Raw genomic sequence first — 17,331 nt, 5'->3', positions numbered from 1 at the left:
TTTTATCGGCGCTGTGCCCGATCCACTGAAAATTCGTTATGCTGGACAACGGGCTCGCCAGGCCGGCCAAAGCCCCCCAGATTACAGCCCCCGACAGAGGGGAAACCGGCAGGTGAGGAGCCTGCGCATTGCGGATGCACATTTTTTAACGGACTTCACTATGCACGCTTATAAAAAGCCTTTTCGTCTTGCGACCGTTGCCTTGTTCGCGACGGCCGCCCTATTCGCCAGCCTGCCGGCCAAGGCCTTTGCCGATGACGAGGCCCGACGCGCCATTTTGGAGCTGCGTCAGCAAATTCGTCAGATGCACGAGCAAAATACCCAAGCTCGCCTGCAACTGGCAGATCAAATTGACACCCTGCGCTCTGAAGTTGTCTCACTGCGCGGCCAAGTCGAAAAACTGAGCTGGCAAGCCAGCGGTCAGGGCCAGAACAATGCGCCTGCCGGACAGCAAAGCCCTCATGCCGCAGACCCACAAGAACAAGCTGTCTTTGACAGCGCCATGGACGCCTATCGCGCTGGCCAATACAAACCCGCAGCCGATGCTTTTGCCGGTTTTCTGGCCGCCTACCCCTCCAGCGTTCTGGCCGATGAAGTGCGCTTTTACGAAGGCAGCAGCCTATATGCCATCAAAAGCTTCAAGACATCCATCCAAAAGCTGCAGGCTTTTGTGAAAGCGTCCCCACAAAGCCCTCGCGCTGCTGATGCTTTGATGGTGACGGCATCCAGCCAGATCGAACTGAACGATCTGAGCGGTGCCAAAACCACCTTGCAGCGTATCGTCAAAGACTACCCACAATCTGAAGCGGCCGAGACCGCGCGCAGCCGCCTGAAGCTGCTGGAATAATTACCCCGCGTGTAACGCCATACGGACCGGGTTCAAACCCGGTCTGTTTTTTTAGGCGACTGATTCTTGCCTGACTTGTACTGCTTGCCATGACACCCCCCTTTGCCGACTTCTCCACCCTTGAACTGACCGCACAAGGCTATCGCCACACATTTGTAGACCAAGGGCAAGGCGCAGCCGTGTTGCTGGTTCATGGTTCTCTGTGCGACTGGCGATACTGGCGTTGGCAGATCCCCGCCTTTGCCACCCAGTATCGGGTTCTGGCTCCCAGCCTGCGCTCCTACTGGCCCGGCGCACCCAGCCCCGGTCACTTCAGCACAGCGCAACACGCCCAGGACTTGCAGGCCTTGCTGGACCAGCATATTCCTGGCGAGAAAGTGCATATCGTAGGGCATTCTCGCGGCGGTCATGTTGCCCTGCTGCTGGCTCAACGAATGCCCGAGCAAGTGGCCAGCCTGACCTTGGCAGACCCCGGTTTCCCGACTCCTGGCGCCTATTCCTATGCCCCTTTGTTCCAGCAAGTGGCCGAACGCCTGGAACAGGGCGATCGTGATGGTGCCATGGCTCTGTTTGTGGATACGGTCAATGGCTCGGGAACCTGGAAGCAAATGACTCGCTGGTTCCGCGAGATGATTCAGGACAACGCCCATACCATGCTGGATCAGCAGCAGGAGCCCAACCTGGGGCCGAGTCTGGAATGGCTCAAACAGCTGGATGCGCCCTTGAGCTTCATCACGGGCGAGAACAGTCCCACGCGCTACCATCATTGCATGGACATCATTCGTCAGCACCGACGCGAGGACCAGTTGCACCGCATCCCTTTGGCGGCCCATGGTATGAATCTGGCCAATCCAAAAGCATTCAACCAGGCTGTACTAACAGCACTACAAGCCTGAGCACGAAAGCAAAACTGCACGCTTGATTGAACTGCCCCCAAAAAAGTTAGACAGCCGTCCAAGCTTTTGGGGGCAGTTCAGAGACGGTCCTTTTTCTATGGAAGTGCCAGCCTGAATCAGTAAGCCTGTGTCTTGGCGGGCCGTAACTCGCACTCGGCCTGGACCTGGGTATCGTCAGACAGATGCAGACTCAGGATAATGCGTTCGCCCAGCGCCAGATCCTCTTTCGCCTGCCCCAGCATCACATGAAAAGCGCCGGGCTTCAGACGTAATGTGCCACCTGCTGGAATCTCCACCTCGGACGTATGCGACATGCGTGACATGCCATCGTGTTCGGTCGTCTGATGCAGCATCACATGCCCGAACGACAAGGTGCTGGCCCCTACCAAAGCCACACTCTGCTCACCCTTGTTTTCCAGCTCCAGATACGCGGCCGAAGGCGCAGGCTCCGGCAGCATACGCACCCAGCATTGACTGGCATGGACCTGTGTGCTCAAGGCACGTACCGCTTGGGGCTTACCATGGCCTGCATGCCCCTGTGCCATCACGGTGCTGGTCAAAGCCAGCACACTTAAGCCTAGAACAACTGCGCTGCGTTTCATGATGCTCCTCACTTCTTTTTGGTCGATTGGAATTGGCCCCACTTTGAGCAGCCTGCCGCCGAGCTCCCCCGATACGCGAGGCGATCTGATACAGTACCAGCCAGTCTGCCTCTCTTACAACGGCCTTCTTTTCAGTAACGATGTCATGACCAGCACACACACTGCACCCGAACCCAAAATCGATATTGTTCAATTTCGTGATCTTTTAGAACGCCTGCATCCCTTTGCCGCCGTTCTGGGTATTGATGTCGTGCACATTGGCCACGACAACGCCTGTTTACGCCTGCCCGAACGCAATGCACACCAACGTATGGGTGGCATGGTGGCAGGCCCCATGTTGATGGGGCTGGCGGACCTGGCGCTCTATGCCGCTGTGGTCGGTGCCACCGGCAACCCCGATGCCGTCACCTCCAGCCTGACCATCAACTTTCTGCGCAAAGCCCCTCCCGGCGATATTCTGGCGCACGCCCGGATTCACAAGACAGGCCGTACCTGTGCGGGTGATGTTCTGCTGGAACCGGCCAACGGCGGCCCGGCTGTTGCACAAGTGATCAGCACCTGGTCTTTGCCTCGCCCCCAATAAACCATGTTTGCAAAGTCTCACACTCCCGGCCCGACCCAGCTCTGGCTGGCGGAGCTGCAATCGTCCATGCGCTTGGGCGGCCCCCTGATTCTGACAAATCTGGCGCAAGTCAGTCTGTTGGCAACGAATATGATTTACATGGGCCGACTGGGCCCTGATGAGCTGGCTGCCGGCTCTCTGTCCGCCAGCCTATACCAAGCCTTCATGATTTTCAGCATGGGGCTGGTATCGGCTGTCGTTCCCATGCTGGCCACGACACTGGGACGACGACTGCGCAATGTACGCGAATCCCAGCAGATCATTCGCCACGGATTTCTGACCGCTTTGCTCATTACCCTGCCGGCCTGGATTGTGCTGTGGAATGCCGAGCACATCTTGCTCATGATGGGCCAAGACCCTGTCGTCGCGGCGCGGTCCGTGACCTATATGCATACCCTGCAATGGGCCCTGCTGCCCTACTTGGGTTACATCGTGCTGCGCTCATTTCTGGCGGCCATGGAAAAACCTGGATGGACCTTGGCGGTGGCGATTACGGCCATTGGTATCAATGCCATACTGGGCTGGCTCCTGGTCTTCGGTAAGCTGGGCTTGCCTGCCATGGGATTGGCGGGCGCGGGACTGGCCACGACCGTATCCAGCGTATTCATGTTTGCAGCGTTAAGCTGGATCGTGCTGAGCGACCCGCGTTTTAGACGCTACTACCTGTTCAACGAAGCCTGGCAGTGGAGTTTTAAGCGTCTGTGGAAAATGTGGGCACTGGGTATTCCCATTGCGATTACCTTCACCCTGGAAACGTTGGTCTTTTACGCCGCCGTCATGATGATGGGCGTGCTGGGACAATCTGATCTGGCTGCGCACGCGATTGCCATGCAGATTTGCGCAGTGTCCTACATGATTCCTTTAGGTTTCAGCCAGGTCGCCACCATCCGTGTGGGGCTGGCCGCAGGCCGGGTCGATCCTTTAGGCGCACGTCGTGCCGGCTGGATTTCCTACATCCTGGGCGTAGGCTTTATGGGCTTGGCTGCCTTGGTATTCTGGTTCGCCCCCTTGACGTTGATCAGCCTGTTCCTGGACCTGGATGTCGCCGAAAACCAGGACGTTATTGAACTTGCCATTACCTTCCTGGCGCTGGCCGCTTTGTTCCAGATCAGTGATGGTGCCCAGGCTGTAGCTGCAGGGATGCTACGTGGCCTGCATGACACGCGCATACCCATGCTGCTGGCCTTGCTAGGGTATTGGGTGCTGGGTGTTCCTACTGGCTCTTTACTGGCCTTCCAGTTCAATATGGGAGGGATGGGAATCTGGATCGGACTGGTAACAGGTTTGTCTGTGGTTGCCGTGCTGATGACGCTACGCTGGATGCGGGCCTCGGCGCGCTTGGGACGCAAGCGGCCTGCACGAACGGCATAGTCTGGGGTCTGCTCGGTGTATCGACTCTGTCGTCATAGGCTGACTACAAACCCGCCCCAGAGGCAATACCGAACGCACTTGGGCTGAGCCTGAGCAACAGCCAGAAAAGCCGCAGCAGCCACACATTGCAAAGCCCCTTGCTGGACTATCCAGCAAGGGGCTTTGTGTATCTACAAACTGCGGGGCAGATTACTGCTTGGGCAGTTTGCTGGCCACGCCTTCCACGTAGTAGTCCATGCGGTTCAACGCATCGTCATCCAGGAAACCGGATTCCAGACGTACCTTGCCGTCGTTGTCCTTGATAGGAGCGGCAAAAGGTTGCAGCGTACCAGCCTCGATCTCGGCCTGCTTGGCCAGAACAAACTCTTTCACGTCAGCGGGCACTTCGGGACCGAAGCCTTCCAAAGCCGCCATACCGGACTTCAGGCCACCCCAGGTGCTGTCGTTCTGCCACTTGCCATCCAGAACTTCAGTGGCCTTGCGAGTGAAGTAGTCACCCCAGTGGTGGGTCACAGCAGCCAGTTGGGCTTTAGGGCCGAACTTGCTCATGTCGGAGTGGTAGGCAATAGCGTACTTGCCCGCTTCTTCCGCCGCTTGCACGGTGGCAGTGGAGTCGGTGTGGTGAGTCACCACGTCTGCGCCCTGACCCAGCAAGGTCACAGCCGCATCACGTTCTTTACCTGGGTCGTACCAGCTATTGGCCCACACCACGCGCACCTGGGCTTCGGGGTTCACGCTCTTCAAACCGATAGCAAAGGCGTTGATACCTTGCAACACTTCAGGAATGGGATGAGCACCCACGTAACCGACCACATTGGATTTGGTCATCTTGCCCGCCAGCACGCCAGCCAGGTAACGGGACTCGTAGAAACGGGCGTTGGTGGTCGCCACGTTAGGCGCTGTTTTGTAGCCAGTGGAGTGGACGAATTTCACGTCTGGAAACTGCTTGGCCACTTTCTGCGTCTGGTTCATGTAGCCAAACGAGGTCGTGAAAATCAGCTTGTTGCCTTGCTGGGCCAGATCACGAATGACACGCTCTGCATCGGCGCCTTCAGGCACGTTTTCCACGTACTGAGTAACCACACGGCCTTTCAGGGCCTCTTCCATTTGCAGACGGCCAATATCCTGCTGCCAAGTCCAACCGGCTTCACCGATAGGGCTGACATACACAAAACCGATTTTCAGGGGTTCTTGATCGTTTGCCTGAGCGGACACAGGCAAGGCGGCCAGGGGGGAAGCGATGGCAGCGGCCATCAGGGCCTTGCGCATAAAGTTTCCAGTCATGTCAGTCCTCTAGTTGTTGGGATTGAAGTTTTTGCCAAGCGATGCAGGCATATTCAACCTGATCCAGTTAGCGTTTCGAGAAATTAAAACCAGCACAATAATCGTGGCCAGATACGGCATCATGGCCAGCAATTGCGAGGCTACCGGAACACCCAGAGCCTGCGCATGATAGGTCAGGATCGTGACCCCACCGAACAAGTAAGCGCCCAGCATGACGCGCCAGGGACGCCAGGTTGCAAAGGTCGTCAACGCCAGAGCAATCCAGCCACGCCCAGCGACCATATTCTCTACCCACATGGGTGTGTAGACCAGACAGATGAAGGCACCAGCCAAACCGCAGCAAGCACCCCCGAACATCAAGGCGCCCAGGCGAATGTAGCGCACGTTATAACCGAGCGAATGCGCTGAAGCAGGCGACTCACCCACTGCGCGCAAGACCAAGCCAGAACGTGTACGGGCCAAAAACCAGGCCACGGCAATGCACAGCACCCAGGAGACATACACCATATAGTGTTGCTGGAAGAACGCTGGCCCAATCAGGGGAATATCTTTCAGAACCGGAATGGATAGCTTGGTGACAGTCAGAGAGTTGCCGGTGAAAGGCAGACCGATATAGGCCGAGGCCCCGACCCCAAATAGCGATAAGGCCAAGCCACAAGCCACCTGATTCGCGCCTAGCCAGACCGTCAACCAAGCAAAGGCAGCGGCCATCACGGCCCCCACAACCGCGCCGAGCACAAAGCCCAAGGCCGGGCTGCCTGTTTGCACGGCCACAGCAAAGCCCACAATGGCGGCCATCAGCATCATGCCTTCCGAGCCCAGATTGATAACGCCCGATTTTTCATTGATCAGCAAACCCAAGGCCGCCAGGAGCAATGGGGTGCCTGCGTTGATGGTTGCGGCTAGCAAAGGTGCAATCGCGTCCATTACTTTCTCCAGACCAAACGCTTGGTGATGAGCACGTCACAAGCCAACAAGGAAAACAAGAGGATGCCCTGGAAAATGCCGGTAATCGCATTGGGCAGGCCCAATCGACTTTGAGCCAGTTCCCCACCGATATACAGCAAAGACATCACAAACGAAGAGAAAATCAGTCCCAGTGGGTGCAGTCGCCCCACAAAAGCCACGATGATGGCCGCAAAACCATAGCCGGGTGAAATAGAAGGGGTCAATTGCCCGACTGGCCCCATCACCTCTGCGGCTCCGGCCAGACCGGCCAGTGCACCTGAAATCAGCAAAGAACTCCACAAGGCCTTACGGGAAGAAAAACCCGCGTAACGAGCCGCCAACGGCGCCATACCGCCCACTCGCAAGCGGAAACCGGCCATGCTGCGTGTCAGGAAAAGCCATGCAGCAACCGAGGCAATCAGCGCCAGCACAATACCAGTATGCAAACGCGTACCCGGCAAGACGGCAGGCAAGAGAAACCCATCAGAAAACAGACTGGATTGCGGAAAACCAAAACCGTCAGGATCACGCAAGGCACCATGCACCAGGTAGCTGAGCAGGTGCTGGGCCACATAGACCAGCATCAGGGACACCAGAATCTCGTTGGCATTGAAGCGATCTTTCAGGAAAGCCACAATCGCCGCCCAGGCCATGCCACCGAGCATGCCGCAGGCCAAGGCAATGCTAATCAGAAAAAAGCCGCCGTTCTCGCCATTGTCTACCTGCAAAACAAAGGCTCCGGCTGCCAAAGCGCCCATCACCAACTGCCCTTCTGCCCCGATATTGAAGATATTGGCCCGAAAGCAAATCGCCAGACCGACAGAGATCAGCAGCAAAGGAATCAGCTTGACGCCTACCTCTGCCCAACCATTCAGGTCACGCAAAGGCTCCAGAAAAAACACATTCAGGCCCGCCAGGGGATCTTTGCCCAAGGACCAGAACAAGGTTCCGGCAACCACCATGGTCAACAAGACCGCCAACAAAGGCGAACACCAGGCCATCAAGGTAGAGGGCGTGGCACGAGTCTCAAGCCTGAACATGCTCACCCTCCTCCCACAAACCGCTCATCCATTGCCCAATCTGATCAACACTGGCTTGCGCCACGGGAATAGAAGGAGACATACGACCTTTGGAGATAACAATCAGGCGATCGGCAATCGCAAACAATTCGTCCAGCTCTTCGGAGATCACCAGCAAGGCACAGCCCGCATCGCGCAGAGCCAGCAGCTCGGCGTGAATCTGGGCAGCGGCCCCGACGTCTACGCCCCAGGTTGGCTGGGCAATCACCAGAATGCGCGGCTGACGGGTGACTTCACGGCCAATAATGTATTTTTGCAAATTCCCGCCCGACAGGCTGTTGGCAGCGGCCTGCTCGTTGGAGGTTTTGACGCGGAACCGCTTGATAATCCCGCCTGCCAGACGGCGGATGCTGGAAAAGCGCAGAAAACCCCGTTTTACCGTTTCCGGGTTTTGATGAGATAGCAGCAGATTTTGGGCCAGAGACAACTCTGGCACCGCACCGCGCCCCAGGCGCTCTTCGGGGACAAAACCCATGCCCTGGTCACGTCGCCAGGCCGCATCACGCTGGCCAATCGCCTGGCCGTCCAGCAAAATCATGTCTGCCTGCGCGCGGGTATCTTCACCCGACAAGGCCGCCAGCAACTCCTGCTGACCATTGCCGGAAATACCGGCCACACCCAGAATTTCGCCCTGGTGCAGATCAAAACTGACATCCTGCAATTCGCAGGCAAACGGATGAGATTTGTTCAATTGCAGATGACGTACCTGCAAGAGCGTGCCGCCTTGCTGCATGCTGCGCTCACCCAGCGACTGAGGTTCAGCACCAATCATCAGGCGCGATAGGCTGGCCGTGGTTTCCTCGCGGGGATCGCAGTAACCCGTGACCTTGCCCATGCGCATGACCGTACAGGCATGGCACAGCTCGCGGATCTCATCGAGCTTGTGGCTGATATAGACAATGCTGCAACCTTCTGCGGCCAACTGACGCAAGGTGCCGAACAAACGGCGCACCGCCTGCGGCGTCAGTACCGATGTCGGTTCATCCAGAATCAGCAGCTTGGGCTTGCCCAGCAAGGCACGCACAATTTCCACCCGCTGGCACTCACCCACGGACAAGGTATGAATGTGGCGTTGCGGGTCCAGATCCAGCCCGTATTGACTGGCAGTCTCGCTAATGCGGCCCGCCAGCTCCTGCATATTAGTGGAAGCAGGCAAACCCAGCGCAATGTTTTCCGTGACCGTCAGGGTGTCAAACAAGGAAAAGTGCTGGAACACCATACCAATGCCCAGTTGTCGGGCTGCCGCCGGGCTGCTGATCTGAACGGGCTGACCGTCCCACAGAATCTGGCCCTGATCTGGTTTGACCACCCCGTAGATGATCTTCATCAGGGTGGACTTGCCCGCGCCATTCTCTCCCAGCACGGCATGAATTTGCCCCGGCAGAATAGACAAGGAAATATTGTCGTTGGCCACCACCGCCGGATAGGCCTTGGTGATAGCGCGAAGTTCCAGGCGTGGCACAGCCTTGGGGTCTACGGATACCGTTTGCTCACCAGACTCAGAAGAATGGCCCACGGGAGACGATGGGGTCATGGCTGTATCAGCAAAAAAATATAAAACGTCTGAGCAAGCCCATCATGGCCTGCTCAGACGTAGAAAAAGAAAAGCTCAGGGTTTAACGCTTGCCCAGGGCTTGCTCGATTTTCTTATCAGTCTTGTATTGGCTAAGAGCGTATACCGCCCAAATCGCGGCAGGGATCCATCCGATAAGGGTCAACTGCAAGATCAGGCAAATAATACCCGCCACTGGACGACCAATCGTGAAAAATCCTAACCACGGCAACAATAGTGCGATCAGTAAGCGCATGAGAATACTCAAAATAATAAGAAGTGGGCGCTATTTTACCCTTTATTGGCGCACCGAATCATTCGCCTGAAATCAAACAAGACAAATGGCCCGGATCAGGCAGGCTGAACCGGGCCGATACTTGGGCACAGAACTTACAACAGCTCTTTACGCAACTGTGCGGCCGACTTGGGCGAGAGCAGGCCTGGGGCCACATCCAGGACAGTCTGGGCACCAATCTGACCGCTCTTGTTCATGCGGTATGCAGCGCGCGCGTAAGCGACCAACACGCTGGACGTGAACTCCGGATTGCTGCCCAGATTCAGCGCATACTCCACCACTTGCTGCGAGCCCGAACCCGATTGGCCGCTACGGATCACGAACCCCCCGTGTGGCATAGCTGCGTGGTCACGAGCCAGTGTTTCAGCGTCGATAAAGTTCACTTCGGTGTCGTAGTCAGCAAAGTAGTCAGGCATGGTGACAATCGCTTCTCGCACCGTATCGGCATCCGCGCCCTGCTCCAGCACCACAAAACACTGACGCTTATGCTTTTCACGGGTGCTAAGTTCAGGCTGCTCACCGTTGCGTACGCGCTGTACTGCGGCCTCGATAGGCAGGGTGTATTGCACGCCACCGGCCACACCGGCGACACGACGAATTGCATCGGAGTGTCCTTGGCTCAGCCCCTTGCCCCAGAAGGTGTAGGTCTGACCAACGGGCAAGACACATTCGCCATACAGACGATTCAGCGAGAACAGGCCCGGGTCCCAACCCACCGCGATCAAAGCCGTGGTACCAGCGCCTTGAGCGGCCGCATCGACAGCTGCGTAGTACTCGGGGATACGGGCGTGGGTATCAAAACTGTCCACGGTTGTGAACCAGCGTGCCAGGGCCGGGCCTTGCTCGGGCAGGTCATTTTTAGAGCCACCACAGAGAATCAGCACATCGATATCATTGCGGTACTGTTCGATCTGGTCCAGGGCACGTACGGGCACGCCTGCACTTTGCAGTTGCAAGGAAGCAGGGTCGCGACGAGTAAAAACGCTGACCAGCTCCATGTCCGGGTTTTGTGCCAGGGCCAGCTCTACGCCTCGTCCCAGATTGCCGTAACCTGCAATACCGACACGGATTTTGCTACTCATGGGTGTTTTCCTTAAATCTGATAAATAAGTGCTGTCAGAACTGCTGCGCTCTGAAGCGGCTGGCCTAGTCGCTGATCATACGGGCAGCAAAGCCCATAAACAGCAGCCCCACCGAGCCATTGCCCATACGGGACAGACGCTGATGACGTCGAAAAATGCCTGCCAGGCGATTGCCGCCAAAAATCAGCAAAGACAAATAACAAATACTGATCAGCTCCACCACCAGACCCAGCAGCATAAAAGCCAAGCCCGTGTGACCTTTGGACGGGTCCACAAACTGCACGAAAAAGGACAGGAAGAACAGGATGGCTTTGGGGTTCAACAAACTCAGGAGCAAGGCCTTGCGAAAGCGGGTGTCGTGGCGCAAACGCGTGTCTACGGACTGCACCGGGCCGCCTTGCCTGAAGGCCGACTGCAAGAGCCGCACACCCAGATACAACAAATAGGCCGCACCCAACCAACGTATACCCGTATGCAACATGGGTAGCGTCTTGAGCAGCGAGGCGGCGCCCAGGGCTGTCAAGGTCATCAAGATGCCATCGCCCACGACAACGCCAAAGGCCGCTTTATAGCCTTCACGCACACCATGCCCGGCGCCACTGGCCAAGACATATAAAGAATTGGGCCCGGGTAACAGCACGATAAACACCGTACCCACGACAAAGGCCCAAAAATTGACTATACCGATTTGTTCAAGCACGCCGGCCTCGCGAAACGCAGCAGAATCAGCAATTTTAGCGCTAAAAAAATGCCCCTGACACGGGTGGAGTGCCAGGGGCGATCAGGTCAGCTTGTAAGGTCTACGCTACCGGACTGACTCGGCAACGCATTACCAGACCTGATGGACTACGCAGTAGCAAGCTCCTGTGTCTGGAACTGCTCCTGTTTCATCGTGCCTTCCTGCTGGAAACGAACGTGCCAGGACAGGGCCTCTTCCAGGATGTGGGGCGTGTGACCGCCACGTTGGCTGGCGCGTTCAACATAGTCCAACAAAGCGGGACGGTAGTCAGGGTGGGCACATTTCTCGATGATCACGCGGGCACGCTCACGGGGAGCCAGACCACGCAAATCCGCCAGACCCCATTCAGAAACCAGTACGGCTACATCGTGCTCGCAGTGGTCTACGTGCGAGGCCATCGGCACCACACTGGAGATGGCGCCATCTTTGGCGACAGACTTGCTGACAAAAATAGACAGGTGTGCATTACGGGCAAAGTCGCCAGAGCCACCAATGCCATTCATCATGTGGGTGCCACAGACGTGGGTGGAGTTCACATTGCCGTAGATATCAAATTCCAGGGCGGTGTTGATCGCAATGATGCCCAGGCGACGCACCAACTCTGGATGATTACTGATTTCCTGAGGGCGCAGCACCAGCTTGTCGCGGTAGTTATCCAGACCTTCCAGGAACTGCGCCATTTTGGGAGCGGACAAGGTCAAGGACGAGGCCGAGGCAAAGCTCAACTGGCCTGAGTCCAGCATGGCAATTGCACTGTCCTGCAAGACTTCCGAGTACATCTTCAGATCAGTGAAGGGAGAATCCAGCAGGCCATAAGTGACGGCATTGGCAATCGTACCGATACCCACCTGCAAGGGCAGCAAAGAGTGGCTCATACGACCAGCATCCACTTCGCCTTTCAGGAACTCGATAATGTGACCGGCAATCGCCTGCGTTTCCTCATCCGGTGGCAGCACACTGGAGGGGCTGTCCATCGCATCAGTCACCACAATACCCACGATGCGGGAAGGATCCACCTGAATGGCGGTGGTGCCAATACGTTGGTCCACATCCGTCAGTTCAATCGGCTGGCGATTGGGGCGGGCTTCGGGCACATAGATATCGTGCAAGCCTTCCATCTCTACCGGCATGCTCAGATTCAGCTCAACAATGATGTGTTTGGCTTGCTGGGCAAAGCTGGCCGAATTGCCTACCGAAGTCGTCGGCACAATCGCGCCGGTTTCAGTAATGGCAACCGCTTCAATGACGGCAATGTCGATGGCAGGCAAGTTGCCCGAACGCATGTGCTCCACTGTCAGCGACAAGTGCTGGTCAGTAAACAGGACTTTGCCTTCATTGATATGACGGCGCAGCACCGAGTCCACTTGAAACGGCGAGCGGCGGGCCAGAACACCGGCCTCAGCCATCAAGCCATCGCTATCATTACCCAGCGAGGCGCCGGTCACCACATTCAGTTTTAATGGCTCAGTCTGGGCCCGCTCGGCCAAGGCACGAGGCATGACCTTACAGTCTCCGGCGCGGGTAAAACCACTCATCCCGACATTCATCCCGTCTTTAAAGAAGGCGGCTGCCTCCTGAGCGGTCATGACCTTGCCTTCCAATTCGGGGGAACGAATGCGATCCTTGAACATCGTGTGCTCCTGTCTCTGTGTCATTGATCTACCTGTTGTTGCTTTCGGAAGGAGCCAGGGCCGAAAGCGCCAGGCGAGATCTTCACGCAACAGAACGACATCACGCTTTAAAAATAGTGGCTGTATGAGCCGGAGAGAAAAAGCCGAAATCGCCCTGACAACAGGCGTTTATGTTTTATGAACAAAGCCAGCATAGCATCGCCATAATGAATAAAATAACTAGCAATAAGTCGTAAAAATCATAAATAAAGGCCAGCCAATCATGGATATCCGATCCTTGAGATACTTCATTGAAACCGTTAAACATCAAAGCTTTACGCAAGCTGCGCAGAGCCTGAACGTGACGCAATCGACCATCAGCAAGATGGTCAAGCAGCTGGAAGATGAACTGGGCGAGCCCTTGCTGATCCGCGATCATCGGCAATTACAACTGACCGATTGCGGCAAAATTGTGCTGGAGCGCGGACAGGAGGTTTTGCAGAGCATGCAGGGCTTGCTGCGAGAAGTTCACGAAGTTCAGGCCTTGCAACGCGGTCGCCTGGATCTGGGCATTCCGCCCATGATTAATGTGCTGTTCACAGAAGTGCTCAAGACCTTCAAGAATCGACATCCGCAGATCGAGCTGATCCTGCACGAAGAGACCGGCATGGGGATTGAGCGCATGGTAGCTGCAGGCACAGTTGAAATGGGCCTCAGTATTCTGCCCTTGGGACCGGAGTTGAATGTATCGGCCACCCCGGTAGCCAAACATGCGGTTTGGGCAATAGGCCACAAAGACACGCTGACGGGGACACAAAAGAAGATCAAGCTGCGGGAGCTGGAAAAGCATCCCTTGATTTTTCTGGGTGAAGACTACGCCTTGACCCGTATGTTGCGGCGTGCCTTTGCCCATGCAGGACTGCAGGCGAATATTGCGGCACAAAGCAATCAATGGGATTGGGTGGCTTCCATGGCACAGGCGGGAATGGGGGTGGCTTTGCTGCCCCAGCCGTTTCTGTCTCGGCTGGAACCGGGGGACTGGGTTGCCAAAGAAGTGGTGGAGCCGGCGCTGAACTGGGAAGTGGCGCTGCTATGGAATGGACGGTATCTGTCGCAAGCCGCCCGAGCATGGCTGCAGGTTTGTACGGATGTGCTGGGGGGTAGTTGGCCTGAGGTAGATGGCGATCAATAAAAAGGAACAAGGTGATGGCTACCTTGCTCCTTTTTCTTCCACGACGTTTTATTTTCCGAAACGACACCAACTGTATGCATCGGCCTGAACGCTAGACGCGATGGTACGCCTGAATCGACACTACTTCACATAATGTTCGATCGGCGAATGATCATCCAGCCTTAACACCCGACCATCGATTAATAACGAGGGCAGTCGCGTCACTCCAGCGGCAAGCGCATCGGCAACACCTTCCTGCTGCTGCGAGAGATTGAATGCCTGGTAGTGATGCCCGGGTGTCGAGAAAACGCCGCGCATCAGCTCGTCAATACCCAAGCAAATATTGCATCCGTCATGAAAGAGTGTGACGTTGATCATTGAATGTCCTCTATGTATGAGAGTCTAGATACAAGGAAAATGACGTCCTTTGGCCTACACACACCGCTGAACCGTTAGAAAACACCCAATAACCCTGATCAATGCTGAGGCGGCTTTGCTAGATTCATAGCGACATGTAGCGACAAAATGGAACTCATTTATGTCCTGTGACATACCGGAATAATAACAAATAACGTCCCTACAAACGGCCTGATTTTCCCGAAACCATACCCTAAACGCCAAATCCTTTTGCAAGCATCAGCATCCATTCCTCTAGCGACTTGCTACAGTCTTGGCACGTTCTCACGTTCACCCTGAATATCTTATTGACTCAAGCGCATCTCCAAGCGATGCGGGTCGCGTCTTCTTCACATCTAATGCCTAACAGCAGCCTCTAATCACATTCGGTGAAAAACAAAAAAAGACCACCCTAAACAGGGTGGCCTTCTTGAACAGCAAGATCCAACAATCAGAAAGACTTAAGCAGTCACTTGCTCCGCAGCCGGTTCTTCAACTTCAGCCGAACTACGGATCAGGTAATCAAACGCGCTCAAGGCAGCCTTGGCACCTTCACCGGCAGCAATCACGATCTGCTTGTAAGGCACAGTCGTCACGTCGCCTGCAGCAAATACACCTGTCAGCGAAGTAGCGCCGCGTACATCAACCTCGATCTCGCCATGGCGTGACAAAGCCACATCGCTGCCCTTGAGCCATTCCGTGTTGGGTACCAGACCAATCTGAACGAACACACCGTCCAGCTTGATGCTCTTGGCTTGCTGGGTCTGACGATCCAGGTAATTCAAACCAACAACCTTGGCGCCGTCACCCAGAACTTCCGTCGTCTGAGCCTGAGTAATGATCGTCACATTAGGCATGCTGCGCAGCTTGTTCTGCAAAACCTGGTCAGCGCGCAAGGCATCGCCAAACTCAATCAAGGTAACGTGCTTGACCAACCCAGCCAGGTCAATCGCCGCCTCGACACCGGAGTTACCACCACCGACCACCGCTACATCCTTGCCCTTGAACAGCGGACCATCACAGTGCGGGCAGTACGCCACACCACGGTTACGGTAATCCTGTTCGCCAGGCACATTCAATTCACGCCAGCGGGCACCGGTAGCCAGAATCACGGACTTGGCTTTCAGTTGAGCGCCGCCATCCACATCTACGATGACTTTCTTGCCTTCGCGGCGAATACCCTTGGCACGATGCAGATTCATGATGTCCACATCGTACGTTTTAACGTGTTGCTCCAGCGCGGTGGCAAAGGCAGGACCATTGGTCTCGACCACCGAGATGTAGTTCTCGATAGACATGGTGTCCAGAACCTGACCACCGAAACGCTCGGCCAATACACCCGTACGAATACCCTTGCGAGCAGCGTACACAGCCGCGGCTGCACCAGCAGGACCACCGCCGACGATCAGGACATCAAACTCGTCCTTGGCATTCAAGGCTTCAGCACGAGCCGAGTTATCGCCCGTATCCAGCTTGGCCAGCAACTCTTCAGCACTGGCACGGCCTTGATGGAACATTTCGCCATTCAAGAACACGGCCGGAACCGACATGATGTTGCGCTGCTGAACCTCGTCCTGGAACAGGGCTCCGTCAATGGCCACGTGCTTGATACGTGGGTTGATCACGGACATGGCATTCAAGGCCTGCACTACGTCAGGACAGTTCTGGCACGACAGCGAGAAATACGTTTCAAAAACAAAGTCGCCGGGCAGATTACGGATCTGCTCAATCACAGCGGCATCCAGTTTGATCTCATGGCCACCCACTTGCAGCAGGGCCAGGATCAAAGAGGTAAATTCGTGTCCCATCGGAATACCCGCAAAGCTCACGCTAATGTCGGTACCGGGACGGTTAATTTGGAAGGAAGGCTTGCGCTCTTGCGCATCCGCATCTTCGCGATAGCTGGTCTTGTCGGACAGACCATCAATTTCTTGCAACAGTTCGCGCAGCTCGACGGACTTGGCGCCAGTATCCAGCGTCACAACGATCTCGATCGGTTGCGTGATCTTCTCGAGATATGCCTTCAATTGAGTTTTGATGTTTGCATCTAACATGTGAAACGCCCTTTATCCTGTACTGAACGAAACAACTTGAGGTGCCTGAACCGGTCAGGCACCGGGGTGACGGCGCAGCGCGCCGACCACCGCTTAAGACCCGTGTTTAAAAGGTCTTAGATCTTGCCAACCAGATCCAGGGAAGGAGTCAGCGTCTTGGCGCCTTCTTCCCATTTGGCTGGGCAAACTTCACCGGGGTGAGCGGCGATGTACTGAGCAGCCTTAACTTTGCGCAGCAGCTCGGAAGCCACACGGCCGATACCGTTGTCGTGGATTTCCAGAACCTTGATTTCGCCTTCTGGGTTCACTACGAACGTACCGCGCAAAGCGATACCTTCTTCTTCGATCAGCACGTCAAAGTTGCGCGACAGCTGATGAGTAGGGTCACCGATCATTGGGTAGTTCACTTTGCTGATGGCTTCCGAGGTGTCGTGCCATGCTTTGTGAGCAAAGTGAGTGTCGGTGGACACGGAGTAAACCTCTACGCCCATTTTTTGGAACTCGGCGTAGTTGTCGGCCAAGTCTTCCAGTTCGGTTGGGCAAACAAACGTAAAGTCGGCTGGGTAGAAAACAAAAACAGCCCACTTACCGGCAACGGTTTCGTTGCTGACTTCGATAAATTTGCCGTTGTGAAAAGCTTGTGCTTTAAAAGGTTTGATGACGGTGTTGATCAAAGACATATTTGCTCCGGTGAGTGATTAATCATTGACAGTAAAGCCATTATAGGAAGCCACTGACGATTAGTAAAATTGATTAATGCAATAACGCTCATTGCTATTAGCT

17 protein-coding genes are annotated in these 17,331 nt (G+C 55.7%); 5 read left to right on the top strand and 12 right to left on the bottom strand.

Translation table 11 applies throughout. From position 1 onward, the window contains the following. The first annotated feature begins 160 nt into the window (after window positions 1–160). Together ybgF and CA948_RS17285 are read left to right on the top strand one after the other, a co-directional pair. The gene (ybgF, locus tag CA948_RS17290; protein WP_094197556.1) at window positions 161–847 is read left to right on the top strand and encodes a tol-pal system protein YbgF; all 687 of its coding nucleotides are present in this window, start codon (window positions 161–163) and stop codon (window positions 845–847) included. A gap of 89 nt (window positions 848–936) precedes the next feature. After that, window positions 937–1,743, top strand: coding sequence for an alpha/beta fold hydrolase (locus tag CA948_RS17285; RefSeq protein ID WP_108728648.1), 807 nt, complete (start codon window positions 937–939; stop codon window positions 1,741–1,743). Between the two features lie 116 nt (window positions 1,744–1,859). Here the strand turns inward: CA948_RS17285 and CA948_RS17280 are convergent, their stop codons facing one another. Continuing rightward, complete coding sequence (locus tag CA948_RS17280; RefSeq protein WP_108728647.1) at window positions 1,860–2,345, bottom strand: copper chaperone PCu(A)C; 486 nt, start codon at window positions 2,343–2,345, stop codon at window positions 1,860–1,862. Between the two features lie 145 nt (window positions 2,346–2,490). Between CA948_RS17280 and CA948_RS17275 the strand changes: the two genes are divergently transcribed. After that, window positions 2,491–2,928: a PaaI family thioesterase gene (locus CA948_RS17275; protein WP_094197559.1), complete on the top strand. Its 438-nt coding sequence runs from the start codon at window positions 2,491–2,493 to the stop codon at window positions 2,926–2,928. Window positions 2,929–2,931: 3 nt separating this feature from the next. Further along, complete coding sequence (locus CA948_RS17270) at window positions 2,932–4,338, top strand: MATE family efflux transporter (protein WP_108728646.1); 1,407 nt, start codon at window positions 2,932–2,934, stop codon at window positions 4,336–4,338. A 189-nt stretch (window positions 4,339–4,527) separates the two neighbouring features. On the opposite strand, the gene CA948_RS17265 is transcribed toward CA948_RS17270, so the two are convergent. The 8 genes from CA948_RS17265 to CA948_RS17230 form a co-directional block, all read right to left on the bottom strand. Next, window positions 4,528–5,607 (bottom strand): BMP family ABC transporter substrate-binding protein, encoded by a 1,080-nt coding sequence (locus CA948_RS17265; RefSeq protein ID WP_094197561.1) that lies wholly within the window; start codon window positions 5,605–5,607, stop codon window positions 4,528–4,530. Window positions 5,608–5,631: 24 nt separating this feature from the next. Further along, window positions 5,632–6,549: an ABC transporter permease gene (locus tag CA948_RS17260; RefSeq protein ID WP_042489288.1), complete on the bottom strand. Its 918-nt coding sequence runs from the start codon at window positions 6,547–6,549 to the stop codon at window positions 5,632–5,634. Next, window positions 6,549–7,610: an ABC transporter permease gene (locus CA948_RS17255; RefSeq protein ID WP_094197562.1), complete on the bottom strand. Its 1,062-nt coding sequence runs from the start codon at window positions 7,608–7,610 to the stop codon at window positions 6,549–6,551. Before CA948_RS17255 ends, CA948_RS17260 begins: the two co-directional genes overlap by 1 nt. After that, a complete protein-coding gene (locus CA948_RS17250; RefSeq protein ID WP_230019202.1) occupies window positions 7,597–9,183 on the bottom strand; it encodes an ABC transporter ATP-binding protein in 1,587 nt (528 codons plus the stop codon). The genes CA948_RS17255 and CA948_RS17250 overlap by 14 nt, the downstream gene beginning before the upstream one ends. Window positions 9,184–9,265: 82 nt before the next feature. After that, complete coding sequence (locus CA948_RS17245; protein ID WP_003802304.1) at window positions 9,266–9,457, bottom strand: YqaE/Pmp3 family membrane protein; 192 nt, start codon at window positions 9,455–9,457, stop codon at window positions 9,266–9,268. A 134-nt stretch (window positions 9,458–9,591) separates the two neighbouring features. Then, entirely contained in the window at window positions 9,592–10,578 is a 987-nt protein-coding gene (locus tag CA948_RS17240; protein ID WP_094197563.1) for a diaminopimelate dehydrogenase, read from the bottom strand. Between the two features lie 64 nt (window positions 10,579–10,642). Further along, complete coding sequence (leuE, locus tag CA948_RS17235) at window positions 10,643–11,278, bottom strand: leucine efflux protein LeuE (RefSeq protein ID WP_094197564.1); 636 nt, start codon at window positions 11,276–11,278, stop codon at window positions 10,643–10,645. Window positions 11,279–11,424: 146 nt separating this feature from the next. Next, window positions 11,425–12,948: an acetyl-CoA hydrolase/transferase family protein gene (locus CA948_RS17230; protein WP_094197565.1), complete on the bottom strand. Its 1,524-nt coding sequence runs from the start codon at window positions 12,946–12,948 to the stop codon at window positions 11,425–11,427. A 262-nt stretch (window positions 12,949–13,210) separates the two neighbouring features. Between CA948_RS17230 and CA948_RS17225 the strand changes: the two genes are divergently transcribed. Beyond that, a complete protein-coding gene (locus tag CA948_RS17225; RefSeq protein ID WP_094197566.1) occupies window positions 13,211–14,119 on the top strand; it encodes a LysR family transcriptional regulator in 909 nt (302 codons plus the stop codon). A 120-nt stretch (window positions 14,120–14,239) separates the two neighbouring features. On the opposite strand, the gene CA948_RS17220 is transcribed toward CA948_RS17225, so the two are convergent. From CA948_RS17220 to ahpC, 3 genes are all read right to left on the bottom strand, one after another. After that, window positions 14,240–14,476, bottom strand: coding sequence for a hypothetical protein (locus CA948_RS17220; protein ID WP_094197567.1), 237 nt, complete (start codon window positions 14,474–14,476; stop codon window positions 14,240–14,242). A gap of 479 nt (window positions 14,477–14,955) precedes the next feature. After that, window positions 14,956–16,548: an alkyl hydroperoxide reductase subunit F gene (ahpF, locus tag CA948_RS17215; protein WP_108728645.1), complete on the bottom strand. Its 1,593-nt coding sequence runs from the start codon at window positions 16,546–16,548 to the stop codon at window positions 14,956–14,958. A 116-nt stretch (window positions 16,549–16,664) separates the two neighbouring features. Beyond that, window positions 16,665–17,228 carry an alkyl hydroperoxide reductase subunit C gene (ahpC, locus tag CA948_RS17210; protein WP_042488726.1) on the bottom strand — a complete coding sequence of 188 codons (564 nt, stop codon included), beginning with the start codon at window positions 17,226–17,228 and terminating at the stop codon, window positions 16,665–16,667. Window positions 17,229–17,331 lie beyond the last annotated feature (103 nt).

Origin of the sequence: Alcaligenes aquatilis (genome assembly GCF_003076515.1) — a bacterium.
Taxonomy (GTDB): Bacteria; Pseudomonadota; Gammaproteobacteria; order Burkholderiales; family Burkholderiaceae_B; genus Alcaligenes; species Alcaligenes aquatilis.
This window is presented reverse-complemented; position numbering and strand designations above follow the sequence as displayed.

Excerpts from the sequence above, each read along its gene's own strand:
- CA948_RS17225 (WP_094197566.1), top strand. The coding sequence starts at position 13,211 with ATGGATATCCGATCCTTGAGATACTTCATTGAAACCGTTAAACATCAA.
- CA948_RS17280 (WP_108728647.1), bottom strand. The coding sequence starts at position 2,345 with ATGAAACGCAGCGCAGTTGTTCTAGGCTTAAGTGTGCTGGCTTTGACC.
- ahpC (WP_042488726.1), bottom strand. The coding sequence starts at position 17,228 with ATGTCTTTGATCAACACCGTCATCAAACCTTTTAAAGCACAAGCTTTT.
- CA948_RS17275 (WP_094197559.1), top strand. The coding sequence starts at position 2,491 with ATGACCAGCACACACACTGCACCCGAACCCAAAATCGATATTGTTCAA.
- CA948_RS17255 (WP_094197562.1), bottom strand. The coding sequence starts at position 7,610 with ATGTTCAGGCTTGAGACTCGTGCCACGCCCTCTACCTTGATGGCCTGG.
- CA948_RS17245 (WP_003802304.1), bottom strand. The coding sequence starts at position 9,457 with ATGCGCTTACTGATCGCACTATTGTTGCCGTGGTTAGGATTTTTCACG.
- CA948_RS17260 (WP_042489288.1), bottom strand. The coding sequence starts at position 6,549 with ATGGACGCGATTGCACCTTTGCTAGCCGCAACCATCAACGCAGGCACC.
- CA948_RS17220 (WP_094197567.1), bottom strand. The coding sequence starts at position 14,476 with ATGATCAACGTCACACTCTTTCATGACGGATGCAATATTTGCTTGGGT.
- ahpF (WP_108728645.1), bottom strand. The coding sequence starts at position 16,548 with ATGTTAGATGCAAACATCAAAACTCAATTGAAGGCATATCTCGAGAAG.
- ybgF (WP_094197556.1), top strand. The coding sequence starts at position 161 with ATGCACGCTTATAAAAAGCCTTTTCGTCTTGCGACCGTTGCCTTGTTC.
- CA948_RS17240 (WP_094197563.1), bottom strand. The coding sequence starts at position 10,578 with ATGAGTAGCAAAATCCGTGTCGGTATTGCAGGTTACGGCAATCTGGGA.
- CA948_RS17250 (WP_230019202.1), bottom strand. The coding sequence starts at position 9,183 with ATGACCCCATCGTCTCCCGTGGGCCATTCTTCTGAGTCTGGTGAGCAA.
- CA948_RS17285 (WP_108728648.1), top strand. The coding sequence starts at position 937 with ATGACACCCCCCTTTGCCGACTTCTCCACCCTTGAACTGACCGCACAA.
- CA948_RS17265 (WP_094197561.1), bottom strand. The coding sequence starts at position 5,607 with ATGCGCAAGGCCCTGATGGCCGCTGCCATCGCTTCCCCCCTGGCCGCC.
- CA948_RS17270 (WP_108728646.1), top strand. The coding sequence starts at position 2,932 with ATGTTTGCAAAGTCTCACACTCCCGGCCCGACCCAGCTCTGGCTGGCG.
- CA948_RS17230 (WP_094197565.1), bottom strand. The coding sequence starts at position 12,948 with ATGTTCAAGGATCGCATTCGTTCCCCCGAATTGGAAGGCAAGGTCATG.